This is a genomic window from Streptomyces sp. NPDC059009, from assembly GCF_042740175.1.
Lineage (GTDB): Bacteria > Actinomycetota > Actinomycetes > Streptomycetales > Streptomycetaceae > Streptomyces.
In genome coordinates this window covers 148,350-169,830 of record NZ_JBHYJB010000008.1, presented here as the reverse complement: position 1 = coordinate 169,830, position 21,481 = coordinate 148,350, and the positions used below count along the sequence as shown (strand labels likewise).

20 protein-coding genes are annotated in these 21,481 nt (G+C 71.9%); 12 read left to right on the top strand and 8 right to left on the bottom strand.

What is annotated here, in order from left to right; all coding sequences use genetic code 11:
* Position 1: 1 nt before the first annotated feature.
* Positions 2 to 1,372 carry an MFS transporter gene (locus tag ACFWYM_RS10500; protein WP_384833165.1) on the top strand — a complete coding sequence of 457 codons (1,371 nt, stop codon included), beginning with the start codon at positions 2 to 4 and terminating at the stop codon, positions 1,370 to 1,372.
* Here ACFWYM_RS10500 and ACFWYM_RS10495 read toward each other — a convergent pair.
* Together ACFWYM_RS10495 and lpdA are read right to left on the bottom strand one after the other, a co-directional pair.
* Positions 1,329 to 3,518 carry an MMPL family transporter gene (locus tag ACFWYM_RS10495; protein ID WP_384833162.1) on the bottom strand — a complete coding sequence of 730 codons (2,190 nt, stop codon included), beginning with the start codon at positions 3,516 to 3,518 and terminating at the stop codon, positions 1,329 to 1,331. The genes ACFWYM_RS10500 and ACFWYM_RS10495 overlap by 44 nt on opposite strands.
* Positions 3,519 to 3,658: 140 nt before the next feature.
* Complete coding sequence (lpdA, locus tag ACFWYM_RS10490) at positions 3,659 to 5,062, bottom strand: dihydrolipoyl dehydrogenase (RefSeq protein ID WP_384833159.1); 1,404 nt, start codon at positions 5,060 to 5,062, stop codon at positions 3,659 to 3,661.
* Between the two features lie 237 nt (positions 5,063 to 5,299).
* Between lpdA and ACFWYM_RS10485 the strand changes: the two genes are divergently transcribed.
* Positions 5,300 to 6,151, top strand: a complete 852-nt coding sequence (locus tag ACFWYM_RS10485) for an SAM-dependent methyltransferase (RefSeq protein WP_384833156.1) — start codon at positions 5,300 to 5,302, stop codon at positions 6,149 to 6,151.
* Positions 6,152 to 6,197: 46 nt separating this feature from the next.
* Here ACFWYM_RS10485 and ACFWYM_RS10480 read toward each other — a convergent pair whose 3' ends face one another.
* On the bottom strand, positions 6,198 to 6,938 hold the full coding sequence (locus ACFWYM_RS10480; protein ID WP_384833153.1) for an ABC transporter permease: 741 nt from the start codon (positions 6,936 to 6,938) through the stop codon (positions 6,198 to 6,200).
* Between the two features lies 1 nt (position 6,939).
* On the bottom strand, positions 6,940 to 7,926 hold the full coding sequence (locus tag ACFWYM_RS10475; protein ID WP_384833150.1) for an ATP-binding cassette domain-containing protein: 987 nt from the start codon (positions 7,924 to 7,926) through the stop codon (positions 6,940 to 6,942).
* Positions 7,927 to 8,169: 243 nt separating this feature from the next.
* Between ACFWYM_RS10475 and ACFWYM_RS10470 the strand changes: the two genes are divergently transcribed.
* From ACFWYM_RS10470 to ACFWYM_RS10430, 9 genes are all read left to right on the top strand, one after another.
* On the top strand, positions 8,170 to 8,340 hold the full coding sequence (locus ACFWYM_RS10470; RefSeq protein ID WP_384833147.1) for a hypothetical protein: 171 nt from the start codon (positions 8,170 to 8,172) through the stop codon (positions 8,338 to 8,340).
* A 70-nt stretch (positions 8,341 to 8,410) separates the two neighbouring features.
* Positions 8,411 to 9,031: a VOC family protein gene (locus ACFWYM_RS10465; protein WP_384833144.1), complete on the top strand. Its 621-nt coding sequence runs from the start codon at positions 8,411 to 8,413 to the stop codon at positions 9,029 to 9,031.
* Positions 9,028 to 9,954 (top strand): SagB/ThcOx family dehydrogenase, encoded by a 927-nt coding sequence (locus tag ACFWYM_RS10460; RefSeq protein WP_384833141.1) that lies wholly within the window; start codon positions 9,028 to 9,030, stop codon positions 9,952 to 9,954. Before ACFWYM_RS10465 ends, ACFWYM_RS10460 begins: the two co-directional genes overlap by 4 nt.
* Positions 9,951 to 11,204 carry a coproporphyrinogen-III oxidase family protein gene (locus ACFWYM_RS10455; RefSeq protein ID WP_384833138.1) on the top strand — a complete coding sequence of 418 codons (1,254 nt, stop codon included), beginning with the start codon at positions 9,951 to 9,953 and terminating at the stop codon, positions 11,202 to 11,204. The genes ACFWYM_RS10460 and ACFWYM_RS10455 overlap by 4 nt, the downstream gene beginning before the upstream one ends.
* A 23-nt stretch (positions 11,205 to 11,227) precedes the next feature.
* Positions 11,228 to 12,271: a TOMM precursor leader peptide-binding protein gene (locus tag ACFWYM_RS10450; RefSeq protein WP_384833135.1), complete on the top strand. Its 1,044-nt coding sequence runs from the start codon at positions 11,228 to 11,230 to the stop codon at positions 12,269 to 12,271.
* Positions 12,264 to 13,622, top strand: a complete 1,359-nt coding sequence (locus tag ACFWYM_RS10445; RefSeq protein ID WP_384833132.1) for a YcaO-like family protein — start codon at positions 12,264 to 12,266, stop codon at positions 13,620 to 13,622. The genes ACFWYM_RS10450 and ACFWYM_RS10445 overlap by 8 nt, the downstream gene beginning before the upstream one ends.
* Positions 13,600 to 14,424: a CPBP family intramembrane glutamic endopeptidase gene (locus tag ACFWYM_RS10440; protein ID WP_384833129.1), complete on the top strand. Its 825-nt coding sequence runs from the start codon at positions 13,600 to 13,602 to the stop codon at positions 14,422 to 14,424. Before ACFWYM_RS10445 ends, ACFWYM_RS10440 begins: the two co-directional genes overlap by 23 nt.
* Positions 14,421 to 15,278, top strand: a complete 858-nt coding sequence (locus tag ACFWYM_RS10435) for a type II CAAX prenyl endopeptidase Rce1 family protein (protein ID WP_384833126.1) — start codon at positions 14,421 to 14,423, stop codon at positions 15,276 to 15,278. Before ACFWYM_RS10440 ends, ACFWYM_RS10435 begins: the two co-directional genes overlap by 4 nt.
* A 67-nt stretch (positions 15,279 to 15,345) precedes the next feature.
* Positions 15,346 to 16,413 carry an LLM class flavin-dependent oxidoreductase gene (locus tag ACFWYM_RS10430; RefSeq protein WP_384833124.1) on the top strand — a complete coding sequence of 356 codons (1,068 nt, stop codon included), beginning with the start codon at positions 15,346 to 15,348 and terminating at the stop codon, positions 16,411 to 16,413.
* 183 nt (positions 16,414 to 16,596) lie between these two features.
* Here the strand turns inward: ACFWYM_RS10430 and ACFWYM_RS10425 are convergent, their stop codons facing one another.
* From ACFWYM_RS10425 to ACFWYM_RS10415, 3 genes are all read right to left on the bottom strand, one after another.
* On the bottom strand, positions 16,597 to 17,235 hold the full coding sequence (locus ACFWYM_RS10425; protein WP_384833121.1) for a response regulator: 639 nt from the start codon (positions 17,233 to 17,235) through the stop codon (positions 16,597 to 16,599).
* A 128-nt stretch (positions 17,236 to 17,363) separates the two neighbouring features.
* Complete coding sequence (locus ACFWYM_RS10420) at positions 17,364 to 18,053, bottom strand: GNAT family N-acetyltransferase (protein WP_384833118.1); 690 nt, start codon at positions 18,051 to 18,053, stop codon at positions 17,364 to 17,366.
* A gap of 249 nt (positions 18,054 to 18,302) precedes the next feature.
* On the bottom strand, positions 18,303 to 18,740 hold the full coding sequence (locus ACFWYM_RS10415) for a subtilase-type protease inhibitor (RefSeq protein ID WP_384833115.1): 438 nt from the start codon (positions 18,738 to 18,740) through the stop codon (positions 18,303 to 18,305).
* A gap of 450 nt (positions 18,741 to 19,190) precedes the next feature.
* On the opposite strand from ACFWYM_RS10415, the gene ACFWYM_RS10410 reads away from it, so the two are divergent.
* Positions 19,191 to 20,288: a methyltransferase gene (locus ACFWYM_RS10410; RefSeq protein ID WP_384833112.1), complete on the top strand. Its 1,098-nt coding sequence runs from the start codon at positions 19,191 to 19,193 to the stop codon at positions 20,286 to 20,288.
* 7 nt (positions 20,289 to 20,295) lie between these two features.
* On the opposite strand, the gene ACFWYM_RS10405 is transcribed toward ACFWYM_RS10410, so the two are convergent.
* Complete coding sequence (locus tag ACFWYM_RS10405; RefSeq protein WP_384833109.1) at positions 20,296 to 21,402, bottom strand: diaminopropionate ammonia-lyase; 1,107 nt, start codon at positions 21,400 to 21,402, stop codon at positions 20,296 to 20,298.
* Positions 21,403 to 21,481 lie beyond the last annotated feature (79 nt).

Here is a 21,481-nt window from a genome sequence, read left to right as displayed (position 1 = left end):
TATGGCCTGGACAGGTGTCGGCTCGGCGTGGTCCCCTCGCGTGCGCATCGGGGCGGTCCAGCAGCGGGAGGCGGCGGCCATGGCGGCGGGGGAGAAGTCCGAGGGCGATGACGTCGTGGCGGCGGCGGAAGCAGCCCTCGGGCAGCTGCCCGAGGCTGCGCGCGGTTCTCTGTGGCGCAACCCCAACTACCGTGTCTTCCTCGGTGTTCAGACCCTCTCCGCTCTCGGTGACTCCTTCTCCGCGGTGGCCGTGCCGCTCCTGGTGCTGCACAGCACCGGATCCGTCCTGCAGATGGGACTGGTCACCGCGCTCACCGGGGTCGCCTCGATCGTGACGGGCATCTTCGCCGGGGTGGTGGCCGACCGCGTGGACCGGCGGCGGCTGCTCATGGCCGCCGACGCGGTGCGCTGTGTGCTGTACGCGCTGATCCCGCTGGTCTGGCTCTTCGCGAGCCCGGTGTGGCTGCTGTACGCCGTCGTCCCGGTCGCCGGGGTCTTCTCGATGCTCTTCCAGGTCACGTACGTCACCGTGGTGCCCGGCATCGTGGAGCCGGGCCAGATCACCCGCGCCAACGGCCATCTGTACGCCTCGTACGCCGTGGTGGGCGTGGCCGGGCCGGCCCTCGCGGGGCTGGTCGCCGCCGCGTTCGGGGCGGCGGCCGCCATCGGGATCGACGCGGCGACGTTCGCGGTCTCGGCCCTCGGCATCCTCTTCGTGAAGGTCCGGGCCGCGGGGCGGCCCGAGGGGCAACAGGGCGGTGTGAAGGGGGAGTTCCTGGCGGGCGCCCGGTTCCTGTGGCGGCATCCGGTGCTGCGTCCCCTCACCGTCCTGCTGTCCGGGATCACCTTTCTCACGTACGGGATCACCGACGTGCTCATCTTCCGCGTGAAAGAGGATCTCGGGCATGCGGAGAGCACCGTCGGCTATGTCCTGGCCGCGGGTACCCTCGGCACCTTCGTCGGTTCTCTGGCGGTCGCCCGGCTGCGCGAGCGGGGCGGGTTCGGGGTGGTGTGGATCGGGGCCACCACGGTGACGGGCGCGTGTGTGGCCGTGCTCGGCCTCTCGTCGAGCGTCGTGGTGCTCGGTGTGCTGGCCGCCGGGATGCTGTGCGGCACCGGCGTCGCGGGCATCAGCTCGATGTCGCTGCGCCAGGAGGTGACACCGGGGCATCTGCTCGGCCGGGTCACCGCCGCGTTCTGGACCCTGCACTCCGCGCTCGGGCCGCTCGGTGCCGCGGCCGTCACCGCGGCGGCCGCCGGGTTCGGGGTCGCCGCGGTGTGTCTGGCCGTGGGCGGCTGTGTGATGGCGATCGCGCTGCTCGGCGCGTTCACCGGGGTGGGGCGCTCCCGTCGGACGGCCCCGGCTCCGTAGCCGGAGCGGGCGGCGTGGGGCCCGAACTCGGCGTCCCCGACGACCCGTTGCGCTTCTGGTCCCCGTGCCCCGGCCACCACGCCGCGTGGCCGATGAGGGCCGTGAGCGACGGGGTGAAGAGCATCGCCATGATGAACGCCGCGATCGCGATGCCGAACGAGAGCGAGAAACCCATCTGGGAGAGCGTCGAGTTGCCCGCCAGCATCAGCGTCGCGAAGGTGCCCGCCAGGATGACGCCCGCGGAGCCGATGGTCGGCCCGGAGTGGCGTACCGCCGTGCCCGCCGCGTCGTGCGGGCTGCGGCCCTCGCGGGCCTCCTCGCGCAGGCGGGAGACCATCAGGATGTTGTAGTCCGTGCCGAGCGCGACCACGAACAAGTACATGATCACCGGCAGCATGAACATCAGGCCCGGCTGGCTGCCGATCTTCGTGAACAGGAGCGAGGTCGCACCCAGCGTCGCGCCGAAGCCGAGAGCCACCGACAGCATCAGGTACCAGGGCGCCACCAGGCTGCGCAGCAGCAGGCCGAGGATGACCATGATGGCCAGTGCCGCCACCGGGAAGACCACCGAATAATCGCGGTCCACGGCCTTGTTGATGTCGACGTACACCGCGGTGATCCCGCCGACGAGGGCCTTCGTCCCCGGTGGCGCATCGGCGTGCGCGGCCGGCCGCAGCTTGTCCTTGACCGTCGCGAGCGCCTGGTCGGAGGCGGGCGGATCGGCGAGGACCACGGAGTACGAGGCGGTGGACTTGTCCGGGCTCAGGACCGGCTCGGCCACCTGGCCCACGCCCTTGACGTCCGCGAGCTTCGTGCGGAAGACGTCGGCTTCCGCGTCCGTGAGCGGCTTGTCGGTGGTGGAGGTCAGATAGACGGAGGTCGGGTCGGTGGTGCCCGCCGGGAAGCCCTTCTGGAGGTTCTTCAGGGCGACCATCGACTCCTTGTTCTTGGGCAGCGAGGACCCGGCCAGGTCGAAGTTGGCCTGGTAGCCGAGCGCGCCGAGCGCCAGGGCGCCCATGAACAGGGCGGAGACGACGGCCCACACGGCGGGCTTGCGGGCGATCGAGCCGCCGAGCTTGGCGAAGCCCGTCCCGTGCGGTTCGCGCTGCCAGGACTTCGAGGGCCAGAAGACCTTCGTACCGAGCTTGGAGACCACCGCGGGCACCAGCGTGAGCCCGGCGAGCAGGGTCAGGAACACGGCGATGGCCAGGGCGGGGCCCATCGAGCGGAGCATGCCGAGGGAGGAGAGCGTGAGGGCGGCGAAGGCGACGATGACGGCGCCCGCCGCCGAGGTGATGGCCTCGCCGACCCGCTCGACGGCGTGCACCATCGCGCCCTTGGGGTCCTCGCCCGCGCGCAGCGCCTCCCGGTAGCGGAAGAGGAGGAACAGGATGTAGTCCGTGCCGACGCCGAACAGGACGACGGTCAGCAGCTCCTGGATCGAGGAGTCCGCCTTCATGTCGAACGCCTTGTTGGCGGCGGCGATCAGACCGGTCGCCATCGGCGAGATCAGGCCGATCAGGACGACGGGCAGGAACGCGATGATCGGGCTCCGGAAGATCACGAGGAGCAGCACGATGATGATCACGATCGTGCCGACCCCGACGAGCATGCCCGCCTTCTTCGACGCGTCGCTCTCGTCCAGGGCCTGGGCGGCGGAGCCGGTGATCCCGGCCGACAGGTCCGTGCCCTTCAACTCCGGTTTCAGGTCCGCGCGCAGGTCCTTGACCGCGTCCTGCTGCTTGGTGTCCTCGGGGTTGGTGACCTTCGGCATCGCCACCATGGCCGTCTGCACCAGCTTGTTGGGCGAGACCTCGCCCGGGACGATCTGCTGGACGTCCGGGATCTTCTTCGCCTGGAGGTCCTTGGAGATGCGGACCACGTTCGCGGAGTCGGCCTCGGTGAGCTTCCCGCCGTCGGAGCGCTCGAAGACGATGACCGCGCCGATGTTCTCCTGCTTGGGGAAGTCCTTCTCCTGGACGTCGGCGGCGCGGATCGACTCGTAGTGGTCGGGAAGGAAGCTCGCCTCGTCGGAGCTGGAGGTGAGCTTCGGCGCCAGCGAGATCACGGCGCCGGCCGCCACCACCCACGCAATGATGATCCACCAGGCGCGGCGGACGACGAATCGGCCCAGGCCAGCAAACATGCGGAACTGCCTCTCCTCGCCCCCGAGGCATTCAGTCGCGTTCCGCCATGATCTTCCGGACCGGTCGGCCCCGCCACTTGGAGCAGTGACGGGGCCGGTGGGCGGAGCGGGCTCCGGTCCAGGACCGGTCCCGCGCCGGGTCAGAAGTTGATCATGTGTCCGGCCAGGCCGTGCACCGCTTCCTTGACGGCCTCACCGAGCGTCGGGTGCGCGTGCACGTTGCGCGCGACCTCGTGCACGGTCAGGTCCCACTGCTGGGCCAGGGTCAGCTCGGGAAGCAGCTCCGTGACGTCCGGGCCGATCAGGTGGGCGCCGATGATCTCGCCGTGCGTGGCGTCGGCGATGACCTTCACGAAGCCGACGTAGTCGCCGAGGCCGTGCGCCTTGCCGTTGGCGGTGAAGGGGAACTTGGCGACCTTGACGTCGAAGCCCTTCTCCTTGGCCTGCGCCTCGGTCCAGCCGAAGCTGGCGATCTGCGGCTGCGAGTAGGTCGCGCGCGGGATCATCGGGTAGTCGAGCTCCATGGTCTCGGCGCCCGCGATGGTCTCGGCGGCCACGATGCCCATGGACTCGGCGGTGTGCGCGAGCATCAGCTTCGCGGTCACGTCGCCGATGGCGTAGATGTTCGGCACGTTGGTGCGGCCGCGGCCGTCGATGTCGATCGCGCCGCGCTCGGTCAGCGCCACACCCGTGGCCTCCAGGCCGTAGCCCGTCACGTTCGGTGCGAAGCCGATGGCCTGGAGGACCTTGTCGGCCTCCAGGACCTGCTGTGCGCCGTCCTTGCCGGTGACCGTCACACGCACCTGCGGGCCCGACTCGTCGATGGACTCGACGCGCGTCGAGGTCAGCACGTCGATACCGAGCTTGCGGTACTGCTTGGCGAGCTCCTTGGAGACGTCGGCGTCCTCCAGCGGCGCGATCCGGTCGAGGAACTCGACGATGGTGACCTTCACGCCGTAGTTGTGCAGGACGTAGGCGAACTCGATGCCGATGGCGCCGGCGCCCGCGATCACGATGGACTGCGGCACGTCCTCGGCGAGGATCTGCTCCTCGTACGTGACGACGCGGTCGCTGCGGCTGGTGCCGGGCAGCAGCTTCGGGGTGGCGCCGGTGGCGATGATGCAGTTCTCGAAGGAGATCGTCGCCGTGGTGCCGTCGGACTTCGCGACTTGGAGGGTGTTGGCGTCCAGGAAGGTGCCCCGGCCGTCGAACTCCGTGATCTTGTTCTTCTTCATCAGGAAGTGGACGCCCTTGACCCGGCCGTCCGCGACCTCACGGCTGCGGCTGTACGCCTGGCCGTAGTCGAAGGAGACCTGGCCGTCCACCTTGATGCCGAAGGTCTTCGCCTCGTGGTTGAAGATGTGCGCCAGCTCGGCGTTGCGCAGGAGGGCCTTGGTCGGGATGCAGCCCACGTTGAGACAGACACCGCCCCAGTACTTCTCCTCGACGACCGCTACGCGCTTGCCCAGCTGGGCGGCGCGGATCGCGGCCACGTAGCCGCCCGGTCCTGCTCCGAGCACGACGACGTCGAAGCGCTCTTCCATAGGGAGGTCCTCTCTGGTGATTCGGTTGGCCCTATGCGTAGATCATCCGTCATCGGGCGGCCCGGATGGCGGCCGGGTGGCGTACGCCACGGTGGCGAGTTCGGGAGTGCGGCACTCCGCATGTCCGGGACACCGTGCGACCGTACCGCCGGGCGCCCCAACCCCCGTTCCCCGCCCGGGTGTTGGCGACTCCGGGACGGGTTCACCCGAACGTGGATCACGGGATAGTGTCGCGCCATGGTCAGTGACAGCGCGGCCGAGGAGCCGTCCATTCCCTACGACATACCGACGTCGGCGCGCGCCTACGGCTGGATGCTCGGCGGCAAGGACAACTACGAGGTCGACCGGAACTTCCTGCTCTCCACGCTCCCGCACTTCCCCGAGTGCGTCGACATCGCCCGGCAGAACCGTGAGTTCCTCTACCGCGCGGTGCGCCATCTGACCCGCGAGGCGGGCATCCGCCAGTTCCTCGACATGGGCTGCGGGCTGCCCACCGACGACAACGTCCACCAGGTCGCCCGGCGCTTCGTGCCCGACGCCCGCGTCGTCTACGTGGACATCGACCCGATCGTCCTCGCCCACGGCCGCGCCCTGCTGGCCGACGACGCGAGCACCGCCGTGATCACCGCCGACATGCGCGACCAGGAGGCCGTCCTCGCCCACCCGGACGTGGCCCGCCTGATCGACTTCGACGAGCCCGTCGCGGTGCTGTTCCTGTCCGTGGTGCACCACCTCACCGACGCCGACGACCCCCGGCGCGTGCTGCGCACCGTCCTCGACCGCGCCGCGCCCGGCAGTCTGCTCGGCCTCTCCCAGGTGGTCGCCGACGACCCGGCCAGGGGCGCCGCGATGACGGCGCACATCTCCGGCAGCGGCGTCCCCTGGCAGACCCGCACGCCCGCCGAGGTCGACGCCCTCCTCGACGGCCTGGAACCCCTCGACCCGGGCCTGGTCGACCTCGTCGACTGGCGCCCCGACCCCGAACAGCCCGCCCTCGCCCCGGTCCACGACGAGCTGCGCCCCTACCTGGGGGCCACCGACGCGAAGACGGGGATCTACGAGTACGGGGGAGTGCTCCGTAAGCCGTAAGCCGTAAGCCGTAAGACCCGTAAACCCGTACAGGGGCGGAGAAGGGCTACACCCGGGCCAGCACGGCGGGCCGGGACCGGCTCACGACCACCGTGGCGAGCACCGCGCCCCAGCAGAAGAGCACCAGGAGCGGGCGCACCCACGACGTGCCCGCGTCGCCGGGCGTGACGAGCGTGGCCAGCTGGTCCAGGGCGCGCGTCGGCAAGTAGTCGGCGGCGCGGCGCAGTCCGGCCGGGAAGTCGTCGAGCGGGAACCAGAGTCCGCCGAGCAGCGCCAGCGGGAAGAAGACGCCGAGGCAGGTGAACTGGGCGGCCTCGCCGACCGCGACAAGACCCACCGCGAGCCCCGCCACCACGAACACCAGGCTCGCGCCCCAGATCACGCCGAGCGCGGCGAGCCAGTCGCCCGCGGGCATCGACACGTCGTTGACCAGCGCGCCGAGCGCGAAGACGACGACGGTCGCGGGCAGGGTGGCCAGCCACGCCGTGAGGGCCTTCGCGCCGAGGTAGGCGGGGCCGGTCAGCGGGGTGAGGAGCACCTGGCGGGCCCAGCCCTCGCCGCGTTCGGCGCCGAGGCGGATGCCCGCGCCGTTGAGCGCTCCGAAGAAGGCGCCCGACACCGACATGGAGAGCATGTAGTCGCGGGCGAACCGCGGGCTGTCGGAGAGCGCGTCGGACGCCACCACGGTGAACATCAGGTAGAAGCCCGCCGAGAACAGCACGGAGAAGGTGAGGAAGTAGACGCTGCGGATGAGGCACAGCGTGTCCAGCTTCGCGTAGCGCAGCATGTCAGGCCGTCCCCTCCGGCATCGGTGCGCCCTCTTCGTCCTGGGGCGGCGTGAGCAGTTCGGACACGGCGTCCTCCAGCGACGCGGAGGTCAGCGTGACGCCGCGCAGCGCGATCCCGCCCGCCCCGGCGACCTTCGCGTAGAGCGCGGCGAGGGTCGCGTCGCTGTCGACGGTCGTCAACACATGGGTGGCGGCGCGCTGTTCGGCGGCGGCGCGCTGTTCAACTGTCCGAACTCCGGGCAGTCCGCGCAGCCACCCCTCGGCGAGCGGTTCGTCCGTACGGAAGGAGATCCGGCTCTCGGTGAAGGCCGAGCGCAGCTCGTCGACCGTGCCGTCCGCGACGATCCGGCCCGCCCGCAGCACCACGACGCGGTCGGCGAACTGCTCCGCCTCGTGCAGGTAGTGCGTGGTGAAAAGGACCGTGGCGCCGCCCTGCGCACGCTCGTTGAGGATGTCCCAGAAGCGGGCCCGGGCCGCGACGTCCAGGGCGACGGTGGGCTCGTCGAGGAAGAGCAGCCGGGGCAGCCCCGCGAGGGCGAGGCCGAGGCGCAGCCGCTGCCGCTCTCCCCCGGAGAGCTGCTCCACCGGCCGCTTGCGCAACTCCCGTAACCCGGTCTCGGCGAGGACGTCGGCGCTGGCGCGGCGCCCGTACAACTCGGTGACCAGGGCGAGGAGTTCACCGACGCGCACGTTGCGCATCAGTCCGGCCTCCTGGAGCATCGCGCCGAGTTCGCCGGCCGCGAGCGCCGGGGCGGGGGAGCCGCCGAGCACCTCGACGGTGCCGGTCTGCGGCGGCAGCAGCCCCAGCAGGACGTGGGTGAGCGTCGTCTTGCCCGCGCCGTTGGCGCCGAGGAGCGCCACGCGTTCGCCGCGCCGCACGTCGAGGCTGACCCCGGACAGGGCCCGCACCCGGGTGGAGCCGCGCCGCCGGACGACGTCGACCTCCCGAATGCGCACCAGGATCTCCGCCGTTGCCGCCGCTGTCATCCCGCCCCCATCCCGCCTCATTCGACGCTCGTAAGCCGCGCCAGCGTAGCAGTAGATCATTCTCCAAAACAGGTGTGTAATCACTTACCAATGACATTTGTAATCGTTTATTGGTGACGCCCGTTCAAGAATCCAGACATTGACAGTCGACGTTCTCGCTTCCCATACTTTGGCACTTGTGCGGGGCATTCTGAATTCACGCTCCGTGCGTCCATCGATAAATGATCCAGGAGGTGAATTCTGATGAAGATCGAGAGTGTGATCGTCGTCGAGCACCGTAGTTCGGCTCTCCAGCCCGGCCTGGTGTCGGCCGCGGACAGCGGCGCCTTCGGCGTCGTCGTGCCGGGGGCGTCGTCCTGTTGCGCGGGGTGCACGTCCACGTCCTGCGGCGCCGTTGTGCGGCCGCTGAGCTGAGTGAAGGGGTGCCGGGCGCAGCGCTGCGCCCGGCACCTGCCTGGGCACCCCGCCGCCGTGAGGAGAAGAGATGATTCCCAAACCAGTCATCATCAATGTGCCCGTCGATGACGTCGACGCCGGAATTGAGTTCTACGAGGACTTTCTCGGTCTTCGGCTCGCCCGCTCGCTCGCGCCCGGACAGATTTCTTTCCATGCGCCGGTGTCGAGTGACGGGATCCTGCTCACCGTGAACAAGCGGCATTTCCCCGGTGAGGGCGTGACCGTGATGTTCGCGGTCGACGACATAGACGCGGCGCTCGCCGCGTGGAAGGCGGCGGGCGGCACCGTCGTGGCCGGTCCCTATGACCTTCCGCTGCCCAAGAAGATCCGCGACGAGTTCCGCGATCAATTCCGGGACAGCCCCTTCTACCGGGGCGAGGCGGGCGACTCCATGGGCCGCGGCGCGAGCCTCAATGACGCCGAGGGCAACCGCATGGGGATCGTCGAGCTCAGCGAGTGGGCGCACGCCACCTTCGCGCTCGGCACCTACGCGAACCCGGTCAGCGAGGAGCAGTTGAAGGACCAGTCGATCGCGCTCGCCCGCCGCGTGCCCGCCACCACCGAGATGTTCGACGGACCCGACGCCGCCGACGACGCCGCGGCATCCGACGACGGCCGAGCGGACCCGGCAGGAGGGACAAGGACATGAACGAGGATTCCGGTCTCACCCAGTTCAGCCTCGGCATCAACGCCTACCGCGTACTGGCACCCGAGGCACGCGCCGTGGGGGTGCGCACGCACCAGCTCCGCTTCGACAACCTGGGCGCCGAGCCGCCCGGCGCCACCGGCAGCCGCGTCGCCGAGGAGTTCCTGACGGCCAGCAGGCTGCGCGCCCACGACCGCGACGGCGTCCTGTCGGCCACCGACTACTTCGGCGACCCCATGGTCACCACCCTCGCCCAGCTCGACGACGACCCGGTGGCGAGCCATCAGCGCACCGAGCTGCCCGCTTCGGTGCCCGCCACCATGGAGCTCGGCGAGGCCCTGATGCGCCGCCGCAGCGTCCGCCGCTACAGCGGAGACCCCATCGCCGCCGCCGAGTTGGCGACCGTCCTCCGGCTCGCCGACGGACTGACGGCGGAGGCCGACGTGGAGCTGCTGCGCGGCGGCCACGAGACGTTCCGCTTCCGCACCGCGCCCAGCGGCGGCGGCCTCTTCCCGGTCGCGCTGCACGTGGTGGCCCTCGACGTGACCGGGCTCGACATCGGCGTGTACCGCTACCAGCCGGTGCGGGACGTCCTGGTCAAGGAGGACGGCCAGGCCGGGGTCGACCGGGTCCTCGACGCCTTCACCACACCGGGCACCTCCATCGCCTTCGACACCGCGGCCGCGCTCGTCGTGCTGGTCGCGAGCCCCTGGCGGAGCATGCGCAAGTACGGGCCGCGCGGCCTGCGTTTCGTCCTGCACGAGTCCGGCGCCATCGCCCAGAACATGCACCTGGCCGTCACCTCGCTCGGCCTCGGCTCCACCGACTGCGCCAGCTTCGTCGACGACGACCTGCACGCGGCGCTCGGCGTCGACGGGGTGCTGCGGGCCGCGGTGCACACGGTGGTCCTGGGGAGGCTGGAGTGAACAGCGGCCCGCACAAGGGGACGGAGCGCGAGCTCCTGGTCTATCTGCACATCCCGTTCTGCCGCTCCAAGTGCCACTTCTGCGACTGGGTCACCGAGGTCCCCACCGCCGAGCTCCTGCTCAAGGAGACCGACCAGCCGCGGCTGCGCTACATCGACGCCCTCTGCCACGAAATCACCGCACGCGGCGCCGAGTTGACCGCCTCCGGCTACCGGCCGGCCATCCTGTACTGGGGCGGCGGCACCGCCTCCATCCTCACCCTCGACGAGATCGCCAAGGTGAGCACGGCCCTGCACGAGGCGTTCCCGCTCCGGGACGGGCTGCGCGAGGCCACCATCGAGTGCAGCCCCGAGACGCTCGACCCGGAGAAGCTCGCCGCGTTCCGCGAGGTCGGCTTCCGGCGCCTCAGCAGCGGTGTGCAGTCCTTCGACGACCGGCGCCTGCGCACCCTGGGCCGCAGCCACGACGCCGCCCAGGCCCAGCGCATCGTCCGGGCGGCGGCCGACGCCGGGTTCGAGGACATCAGCATCGACCTGATCTGCGGCTTCCCCGGACAGCCGCCCGAGGAGACCGCCGACGCCGTGCGCACCGCCCTCGGCCTGCCCCTCACCCACGTCGCGCTCTACCCCTACCGGCCAGCCCACGGCACCGTGATGCGCCGTCAACTCGGCCGCGGCAACCGGCACATCGACCGCGACGAACAGAAGCGTGGCTACGCGGTGGGCGCCGAGCTCCTGACCGACGCGGGCTTCCCCGAGTACGCCATGAGCCACTTCGGCGCCGACCGGCACCTCTGCCACAGCGACCTCGCCTACTTCCAACTCCGCTGCGACTGGGCCGGGTTCGGCTCCGGCGCCACCTCCGTGCTCGGCGGCCGCTACCTCTCGCACGCCCGCGGCCGCCTCCTCGACTACAACCGCGACCCGCTCGCCTTCGAGGAGGACTACGCCCTCGGCTCCGCGGCCATCGCGCCCCGCATGCTCTACCAGTCCCTCACGACGTACGAGGGCGCACGCCGCGACTGGTGGGAGGAGCGCACCGGGCTCCCCTTCGACGAGGTCCTCGACCAGCGGGCCTGCCGCACCCTCCTGGAGTTCTTCGCGTCCGTCACGACCGTGGTGCGCGACGACGACGGGGTGCGCCTGCCGCCCGACGCCGTCGCCGACGCCTTCATCGAGCTGCAGTACCTCAACGCACCCCGCCAGGGGCGCACCGACCTGTCCGTGACTGCCGCCGCACTCATGGGCTGAACCGAAACCGGGAGGAGAAGTCCGTGTCCACGCGACGCACCAGCCGCACCGTGCGCATCAAGTCCGTCTACGCGGTGGTCCCGCACGACCGCAACACCGTGGAGCTGCGCTCGGGGGTCTGGAACCCCCAGTCCATCACGCTCGTCGACCACAGCGGCGCCGGCCGCCTCAGCACCCTGGTGAGCGGCCTCGACGGCACCCGGGACCGGTCCCAGCTCGCCAAGGAGGCCGGGGTCACCCGCACCGAACTAGAGGCGCTCATCGACCACTTGGACCAGCTCGCCGTCCTCGAGCACGGCCCGTCCACGGCGCTCGACGCCTACCTCGACCGCACCGCGACCGGCCGCGTCGAGCGCGCCGCGACCGAGTCCGTGCGCATCCTCGGCGGCGGCAGCTCCGCGGCCCAGGTGGCCGCGCTCCTCGGCACCCACGAACAGCTCACCGTCAGCGGCCCCGAGGACAGCGCCGAACAGCTGCGCCTGCTCGACCAGTGCCCGCTGGACACCCTGGAGGACGGGCTCGCCTTCGAGCGGTTCGCGGAGCAGTTCGAGGACTGGCGCGGCTGCCTCCTCGTGCACATCGGCGACGCCGTGCACCCGCTGCGCCTCGCCACCCTCAACCGCGTCGCCCTCGCCCTCGGCACCCCCTGGATCCAGGCGGCCCTCGACGGACCGCTGCTCCTGGTCGGCCCGACCTTCGTCCCGGACAGCACGGCCTGCTTCACCTGCTTCGAGACCCGCGTCGTGATGAACCTCCGCGAGGGCGCCGCCTACCAGCGCTACAAGAAGGCCCTCGCGAGCGCCGAGGGCCCGCTCGCCGAACACGGCGACGGCGGCACCGGCGTACTGACCTCGCTGCTCGCCTCGCACACCGCCCTCGAAGCCCTGAACATGGCGGTCACCGGCGCCACCAGCACCGTCGGCAAGGTCCTCGGCATCTACCTGCCGTCGATGGAGATGGTCTACTCCGAGGTGCTCCGCCTGCCCGGCTGCCCCTCCTGCGGCACCGTGCCCGAACGCGACGGCACCGAGGTCTACTTCGACGTGCGGCGGTGGATCGATGCCTGAGCTGCGCACCGAGTCCGGGCTCCGCCTGGTCGAGCCGCCCGACGTGCAGACCCGCCGGCTGCGCCGCCGCATGCACGCCCCGCTGTGCGGCCTCATGCCCCAACTCGGCTTCCTCACCCGGCCCCGCTACGCGCCCCGCCTCATGGTCTCCGGCGGCGACCTCACCGGCGTCCACGTCCTGCGCGACCAGCCCCGCCCCAAACTCGGCAGCTACCACATCGGCGGCTACGGCGTGCGCCCCTACGAGTCCCACATCCGCACCCTCGGCGAGGTCGTCGAGCGCTACGCCGGATACGTCGCCGCCGTCAGCGGGGCGTTTCCCGTCCGGTTCACCCCCGAGGCCGACCTCGGCGACGAGCCGCACTTCCCCATCGGCGCCTACACCCCGTACACCGAGGAGCAGTTGACGAGCGTCGGCTTCCCCTTCCGCCGCCCGCGCGCCGAGGACCCGATCGGCTGGAGCCGCTTCACCTGCCTGCGCGACGGGCAACAGACCTGGCTGCCCGCCCAGTTGACGACCGTCGGCTACGTGGTGCGCGACACCGAGGGCGAGCCCTGGGTGCAGCCCGCCGTCACCACCGGCACCGCCGCGCACACCGACCCGCACAAGGCGGCGCTCGGCGCGCTCCAGGAGATGGTGCAGATCGACGCGGCCGTCGGGCACTGGTACGGCGGCACCCGGTCGGTGCGGATCCGGCCCGGCGCGCGTTGCGCCGCACTCCTGCGCCTCATCGACCGGCACTGCCATCCGCTGGGCGGACAGCCCGAGTTCCACGTGCTGCCCAGCGCCGACCTGCCCGGCTTCACCATCGCCTGCCTCATCCGCGAGCCCGGCGGCCAGATACCCGCCGTCGCCGTGGGCCTCGGCATCGACGAACGCCTGGAGTCCGCCATGTACAAGGCGTTCCTCGAAGGCGTCGGCGTCCGCGCCCTCGCCACCTGGACCAGCGTCCAGGACCACGCCACCGGGGCCGCGGGCGACAGCGACGAGGCCATCTTCGACCTGGAGAGCAACGTCGTCCTCGCCGCGTCCCCCAAGGGCGCCCGCGTCGTCGAGGCCCGCTACGGCGACTGCGACGAGGCGAGCGCCGACGACCTGTCGCCGGACCCGCGGAACCCGGACCCGGAGCGCTCCGTAGCGTCCTTCATCAGGGCCTTCCACGACACCGGCAAACGCCTCTACGGCGCCGACCTCACCACCGTCGACACCGCCGGACTCGGCTTCGTCGTCCCCCGGTTCTGGAGCCCCGACCTGCTCACGCTGCCGCTGCCCAGCGCACCCACGGCGGCCCATCCCCGGTTCGCGGCGTACGGAGGGTTCCGGCGGCATGCCCCTCATCCGTTCCCCTGAACTCACCGGCGCCGTCCCGGCCGACACCCGGCCGCTGCTCGCCGCCACCGTCGTCATGCTCGGCCTCGCCTCCATGACCCTCGCCTCCCACCTGCACACCCGCTGGCCCGCCCTGCGCCGCCTGCCGATGCTCGGCCTGCACCTAGGGGTCTGCGCCCTCACGGTGCTCGGCGGCGCCGCGCTGCTCGGCGCCGGGGTGGTCAGGCCGGTGCGGGACGCCGGGGCGACGGGCCTGGCCGCGGGGCTGCTGCTCGGCCCGCTCGTCGGGTACGCGGCCACGCGCGCCGACCGGTCCGTCACCCGGTGGTGGGGGCGGCGCGCCGGGCACTCCGTGCGCGACGACCGGCCCGTGGCGCTGCGGTCGGGCGCCGCACGCCCTGCCGGGGTCGCCGTCGCCGCCGCGGCCCCCGCCGAGCGGCGCACCGGACTCATCGAGGCCCGCAACGACTTCGCGCCCACCTCCGCCGACCTGCGGGTGCACCTGCCGCTCCTGCTCGCCGTCGCGGCCGCCGAGGAACTCGTCTACCGGGGCGCCCTGTTGGGCCTCGCCCTGCGCGCCGGCACCGTCGGACTCGCCATCGCCGCGGTTATCGGAGTGCAGCTCGTCTTCGCCGTGTCGCACGTCTTCTTCGGCTGGGGACAGGTGCTCTCCAAGCTGCCCCTGGCGGCGCTGTGCACGGCCGCCGTGCTGCTCACCGGGACGGTGCTGCCCGCCGTCGTCGGGCACGCCCTGTTCAACGCCGGGGTGTGGCGCTACCACCGGGCGCGGCCCGCCGCGTCGACCCGACGGAGGCTGCCATGAACACCACGGTGCGCGTCCTGGTCCTCATGTCCGTGGTGCTCCTCTACTACTGGCTCGGCAAGGCCGCGCTGTTCCGCGCCGCGCGGTACCTGGCGGCGGTGACCCGGATCGGCCCGGCCCGCTGGGGCACCGCACAGCGCGCCGACGTGTTCGAACTCGCCGTCGCCGGGGCCAGCCACGTCGTCGTGGTGGCCGCGCTCCTCGCGGTGACCGGCATCAGCCCCGGCATGCTGGTGAGCGGCCTGGCGAGCCTGCAGCTGCTCGGCCTCGGCGTGCTGCTCGGCATCGGAGAACTGGCGCTCGGCTCGCTGCTGTGCCGGGCCCTGATCGAGATGACCCTCGTACGTGGCAAACCGACCCGGCGGGCGGCCGCACCACCGTCCTCCCGGATCTCCAACTCCCCACACGCCGACGCGCGTTCACGCACCGCCGTCCGCACCCGCCCGGCGGCCCCCGGCGGTGGCGGCCGCGAGGACCAGGGGATGGCGCTGCGGTCCTGGCTCGGCCGCTCGCGCGGCGGCTGGATCCGCCACCACCTGACCGCCCTGAAGGTGCTGCCGCTGTGGGCGGCGCTCGGTCTCACCGGCGTCCAAGTGGCCTCCGAGGAGCTGGTGTTCCGGGGCGTGGCGATCACCTGGCTGCGCGACGCGGGCCCCGTCGTCGCCCTCACCACCTCGATCGTCCTGTTCATCGTGATGCAGGCGTTCTTCATGTCGTCCTGGCAGGGCGCCATGTTCCCCGTGGTGGGCGGCGTGGTCATGGGGATCGTGCACGGACTCGTCTTCTGGGCGGTCCCGGACGTGGCGCCGCTGGTCGTGGCGCACGTCGTGTTCTTCGTGTTCGCGGTGCTCTGAGCCCGCCCGACCGGGCGCCCGAGCACGGCAATCGGAGTGATTGAGAAGAAGAAGGAGTACGTACGTCATGGAGCACGGTCTGTCGTTCCTGCCCGATGCCGAACCCCACGGCCTGTCCGCGCCGGAGTACTTCCGCACGGTCCTCGACCTGAGCCGGTACGCCGACCAGGCCGGGCTCAGCCACGTCAAGATCACCGAGCACTATCTGCGCGCCTACGGCGGCTACTGTCCGAGCCCGCTCGCCTTCCTCTCGGCGGTCACCGCGGTCACCACCCGGGTGCGGCTGATGACGGGCTGCGTGCTCCCGGTCTTCCACCACCCGGTCCAGCTCGCCTCCGAGACCGCGATGGTGGACGCGCTCAGCGGCGGACGGCTCGACGTGGGGTTCGCGCGCGCCTATCTCCCGTACGAGTTCGAGGCGTTCGGCGTCCCGATGGACGGCAGCAGGGAGCGCTTCACCGCCACCCTGGACGCGGTCCGCCGCCTGTGGACCGAGGAGAAGGTCACCGTCGACACCCCCTTCTTCCGGTTCGCCGACGCCACCACGCTGCCCCGCCCCGTGCAGTCCCCGCACCCGCCGACCTGGATCGCCGCCGTCCGCTCCCGCTCCAGCTTCGCCTGGGCGGGCGAGCAGGGCCACGGGCTCCTGGTGACCCCGGCGCTGACCCCGCTGGAGGAGATGGCCGACCACATCGCCGTGTACCGCGAGAGCTTCGAGCAGGCGGGACACCCGGGCCGGGCCCCGCGCGTCTTGGCCAGCCTGCCCCTGTACGTCGGCTCGGACGACCGCGAGGCCGGCGCCACCGCCGACCCGCTCCTCGCCCACTACCTGCGGGTGTGGGCGGAGTCGGCGGACGCGTGGACGTCGACGGTCTCCACCGACTACCGCGGCTATACGGGGATGAGCCGGGCCATCCGTGCGATGACCCCCGAGTCGTTCCGCACCCTCGGCGGCGCCGTCGTCGGCGACGCCCGCCGCGTCACCGACCGGATCCGGCACATCGCCGAGATCCTCGACGTCGACGGCTTCCTGTGGCAGGTGGACTTCGGCGCGGTCGACGGTGCGGTGGCCCGGGCGAGCGTGGAGCGGTTCTGCGCGGACGTGCTGCCGGAGCTGCCGGGCCGGACGCAGTGACGTCCGGGTGCCCCGACGTGGTGCATCGGCAAGGTGTGAGGGCCTGTCCGGCGGATCGTGCCGCGGTCGCGGGCGTGGGCGCGCGCCGATGTGAGGCGTTGTCGTCGGCCGCCGACTGCCGCCCGCTCACCTGCGACGAGACCGCGCCGCAGAGATCGCGCGGCCTCATCCGCCGGACCCGGCCTAGATCCACCCATGCCGCGTGGCCGACTCCGCCGCCTCCTTGCGGTTGCGGGCGCCCGTCTTCGTGATGGCCCGGGACAGGTAGTTGCGCACGGTGCCGGGAGACAAGGAGACGGCGGCCGCTATCTCGGCCACCGTCGCAAGCTCCCGGGAGACGCGGAGGATCTCGCACTCGCGCGGAGTGAGCGGACATCGCTCGGCGAGCAGGGCGCGCACCGAGAGCTCCGGGTCGAGGACGCGTTCCCCGGCGAGCACCCGTCGGATCACCTCCCGCAGGCCCGCCACCGACACCGTCTTGCGCACGAATCCGCAGGTCCCGGCCGCGACGGCGGCCCTCAACTGGGCCACGTCGCCCGCCGTGGTCAGGACGATGCACCGGGCGCGCGGGCAGTGCCTGCGGAGTGCGGCCACCGTCTCCAGGGCCCGTTCGGTGCGCTCCAGGTCGACCAGGACGACGTCGGGCGCGAGCCGCACGGCCTCCCGCACCACGTCGGACGGTGCCTCCACGGCGCCGACCGGACGCAGCCCCGGCTCGTGCTGCAGCAGCCGGGTGAAGGCTCTGCGGTCGAGTGTGTCGTCCTCCGTCACCAGGACGGTGATCTCGCGTTGCCGGGTCCGTAATACGTCACTGATCTCCACCGCTGCCTCCCCCGAAAGACATCCTTGTCAAGGCTGCCACGCGCCGTGTGAGGGCGCCCGTGCGAATCCGGCCAACACCGGACAGCGCACCTGTTTCGGGTGTTCCGCTCAGCTTTCCAGCGTGCCGCTCAGCCGGACCGGTTGTCCGACGGGTCGGCGTGCCGGGTGTCGGGGGTGGTCGACGGGGGCCGCCGCCAGCAGACTTCGTCGTCCTGCCAGTCGTCCGTGGGCGTGAGCCCGGCGGCCCGGGCGACGGCGGCGGACGCGGCGTGGTCGGGGTGGATGTACGCGACGACGAGGGGCACCCCTTGGTGGTCGAGCCAGTCGACGAGGGACCGCGCGGCCTCCGACGCGATGCCGCGCCCCTGCCAGTCCGTGCCCACGACCCAGGCGATCTCCGCCACGGTGCCGGGGCCGAGGCCGAGGTGAGCGGCCGGTCCGACCGTGGCCTGCACGGTGCCGACCAACTGGCCTGCCTCGGGCGGGAGATGGCCCGCTCCGGCCGGAGGGTGAGCCGACTCGGTCGGGAGATGCGCCGGCTCGGCCGGGAGCCGCGCCTCGTCGCCGTCCTCGGGAGAGAGGCGGATGACCCAGTTGCACCACGAGATGTCGGGGTCGGGGCATCCGGCGAGCATCCGCGTGTAGCGGGCGCGCAGCGCGGGGGCGGGGTCCGGGGCGCCCCCGATGAAGGTGTGCAGGGCCGGGTCGGCGAGGACGACGGCCATGTCCTCGGCGTGCTCGGTGCGCAGCGGCTCGAGGTACAGCCGCCCGGTACGGATCGGGGTGGGCCGTACCCGGGCGGGGGAACGGGATGCCATGCCCGGCATCGTAGGCCGGGCGCAGGAGCAGAACCGCGCGGGCCCCGTCGCACGGGGAACGGGGCCCGCGGGTCCATGGCCCGGCTGCCTCCCCCCACGAGAGGTGGCCGGGGCTCCCGGGTCGGCAGGAGCCGCGCGGTCGGCGCCGTTCGGCGTCGGCCTGCGTCAGCCCGTACCGGTCGATCAGTACCGCTCGGTTCGCATCGCCCGGTGCGTACCGCTCAGTGCGTACCGCTCACTGCGTGCCGCTCAGAAGGAGAGCGCCACCCCGTTCGCGAGCGCGTTCCGCATCTCGCACCCGTTGCCGAACGTCGTGGTCCAGGAGACGCGTCTGCCCTCCCAGACCCCGTCGACGGTGACCATCTGCGGCTTCCACTCCTTGGTGCAGAAGCCTGCCGGGGCGGCGCTCACGAGCTGGCCGAACTCGCCGCTCACGCCCCTGAGTTCGGCACAGGCGGCGCTGGGCGCGGGGTGGCTCCCCGATGCCTTGGGCGTGCACGTCAGGGTCACGGCGCGGCTGACGGGGGCCGTGGCCTGGTCACCCTGGCTGAGGGTGAGGACGAGGGCCGAGGGCGCGTACAGGCCGGTGGGCTTCGCGGGCTCGGCCTGTGCCGTGCCCGCCGCCGTGGCCAGGGCGCCGACCGCGAGGGTGGCGGCCGCGGTCAGCGTGGTGAGGACGCAACGCACGAGGAACTCCTCTTCAACTGCTTCGAAGGATGCGGGTGTTGCCCGCAGTGATGTGCTCGCAGCGGTGTGTTGTTCGCTGCGGACAGGAGTCTTGCCTGTGCGGAGAGTGAAGGCCAGGCGGATGGTCGATTTCCGGATGTGTGTGTTCGGTTAACGGGTAACGACCGAATATTCGGCCAGCTCGCGACGGGTGCGACCGGCCCGCGCGAGGTGTCCAGGATGTGGACCTGATTCATTGGTATAACCGCGAACAACGTGCTGAGCTGGAGTGTTGACAAATTGGTTCAGCGCTTGAGGAGTGGGCTTCGACCGGAAAGTGCCGCCTGGAAGCCCCAAGTCTGGTGGCTCATTGCGCTGTTCCGGTGCCCGCGCCTCAAAGTTAGGCTTACCTAACTTGCGAACCGGGCGGTGGCGGGCGCGCACACCGCGGCGAACGGAAGAGGTGTGATCGTGGCGAACGAGGAAGCCGAGACGGCTGCGGACAGTGCGGGCACGGCAGCGGCCGGGAACGGCGGGGAACCCGGCGGGGGCGGCGCTGGGTGGCAGCAGCTCGCCCAGATCCTGTTCGGGGGCCTGGCGGCCCAGACCGTGCGCGCCGCGGTCCAGTTGGGCATCGTCGAACGGTTCGGCGGCAAGGAGCGGACGGCCGCCGAGCTGGCCGCGGAGGCCGACGCGCAGCCGCAGGGCATGACCCGGCTGCTGCGCGCCCTCGCGGGCCTCGGGCTGCTGCGCGAGCGGGAGCCCGGAACCTTCGCGGTCACCGAGGCCGGTGCCTATCTCGACCCCGGTCATCCCGAGTCGGTCACGGCCCTCGTGGGCATCTTCGCCGACCCCACGATGACGCGCGCCTGGGAGCACTTGGCGGATAGCGTCCGGACCGGCGAGACCGCCTTCGACACCGTCTACGGCACCGACTTCTTCAGCCACCTCAAGGAACACCCGGAGCTGTCCGCGCAGTTCAACACCGCGATGAGCCAGGCCACCCGGTCGACGGCCGAGGTGTTGCCCCAGGTGTACGACTTCGGGCGCTTCGGCACGGTCACCGATGTCGGGGGCGGCGACGGCACACTGCTCGCCGCCGTGCTCCGGCAGAACCCCGGGCTCACCGGCGTCGTGTACGACACGGAGGAAGGGCTCGCCCAGGCCCCGGAGACCCTGCGCCGCCATGGGCTCGACGAACGCTGCGCGCTGGTCGCCGGGGACTTCTTCGCGTCGGTACCCGAGGGCGCCGACGCGTATCTGATCAAGAGCATCCTCCATGACTGGCCGGACGACCGCGTGGTGACGATCCTCCGCCACTGCAGTGCGGTGCTGCCCCCCGAGGGGCGGGTCCTGATCGTGGAGCCCGTCCTGCCGGAGGTCGTCGCCCCCGACCGCCCGGGGTTCAGCTACCTCAGCGACCTCAACATGCTCGCGAACGTGAGCGGCCGGGAGCGCACCCGCGCCGACTTCGACGAGGTGTGCCGCCAGGCGGGCCTGACGATCGTGTCGGTGACACCGGTGCCGGCCCCCAGCACGTTCTGCCTGATCGAGGCCGCCCTGACCTGACGCACCGTCAAGAAGACGCTGTCCCCTGCGGGTTCGCCGCGGCCCCCTCCGTGCTCAGCAGCACGACCGTCGCGGCGGGCCCCACGGCGAGGGCGGTACGGCGGTCCGCGGCGTCGTCGCCGGTGAGGGCGGCCCTCGCCCCGGCCAGCGTGGCCGCCCCGCAGGGCCCCGAGGAGACCCCGAGCCCGGCGAGCGTCCGGGCCGCCGCCGCGCTCGCCGCGTCGGTGATCGCGACCGCGGCGTCGAGCCCGGCGTGCAGCACGGGCCAGGCGAGTGCGGACGGCGTACCGCAGTTGAGGCCCGCCATCGCCGTCGTCCCGGTCGTCACACTGACCCGCTCACCCCGGTGCAGGCTCGCCAGCACACAGGCGGCCGCCTCCGGCTCCACCGCGAGCAGCGCCGGGGCCGGGCCCGCGGCGCCCCGGCTCCGGTAGTGGGTGACGGCCGCCTGCGCCAGCGAACCCACCCCCACCGGCACGGTGACCAGGTCCGGCAACGGCGCGCCCAGGGCGGCCAGTTGCTCGTCGACCTCCGCGAACAGCGTCGCGTACCCCGCCACGATCCACCGGGGAATCTCCTCGTACCCGTCCCACGAACTGTCCTGCACCAGCACGGCGTCCGGCGCATCGGCGGCCCGCGCCGCCACCTCCACCGCCGCGTCGTACGACCCGGCGACCGCCGTGACCTCGGCGCCCTCCGCAACGATCGCCGCCACCGCGTCCGGGTGCACCCCGTCCGGCACGAACACCCGCGCCCGCTGCCCGAAGAGCCGCGCCATGCGGGCCACCGCCCGCCCGTGGTTCCCGTCCGTCGCGGTCACCAGGCGCACCGGCGGCGCACCCTCGCCACGCTCCGCCAGGACTCGGTGCACCGCCCACGAGGCGCCCAGCGCCTTGAAGGCGGGCAGCCCGAGCCGAGCCGACTCGTCCTTCACGAAGACCCGGCCGACCCCCAACTCGGCGGCCAGCGGGGGCAGTTCGGTCAGCGGGGTGGGGGAGTAGCCGGGCAGAGACGCATGGAAGGCGCGCGCCGCGTCCGGCGCGGGCGCACCGGTCCAGGCCCGGGCGGCGGGACGGGCGTACCAAGAGGCAAGAGTGGGCCGTGAGGTCGTCATGGCATCAGCGTGCGGGTCGGCCGTATGTTTGGTCCAGCTCATGTTTCCGATGCATACTCGTCGAAGAACATGATGAATC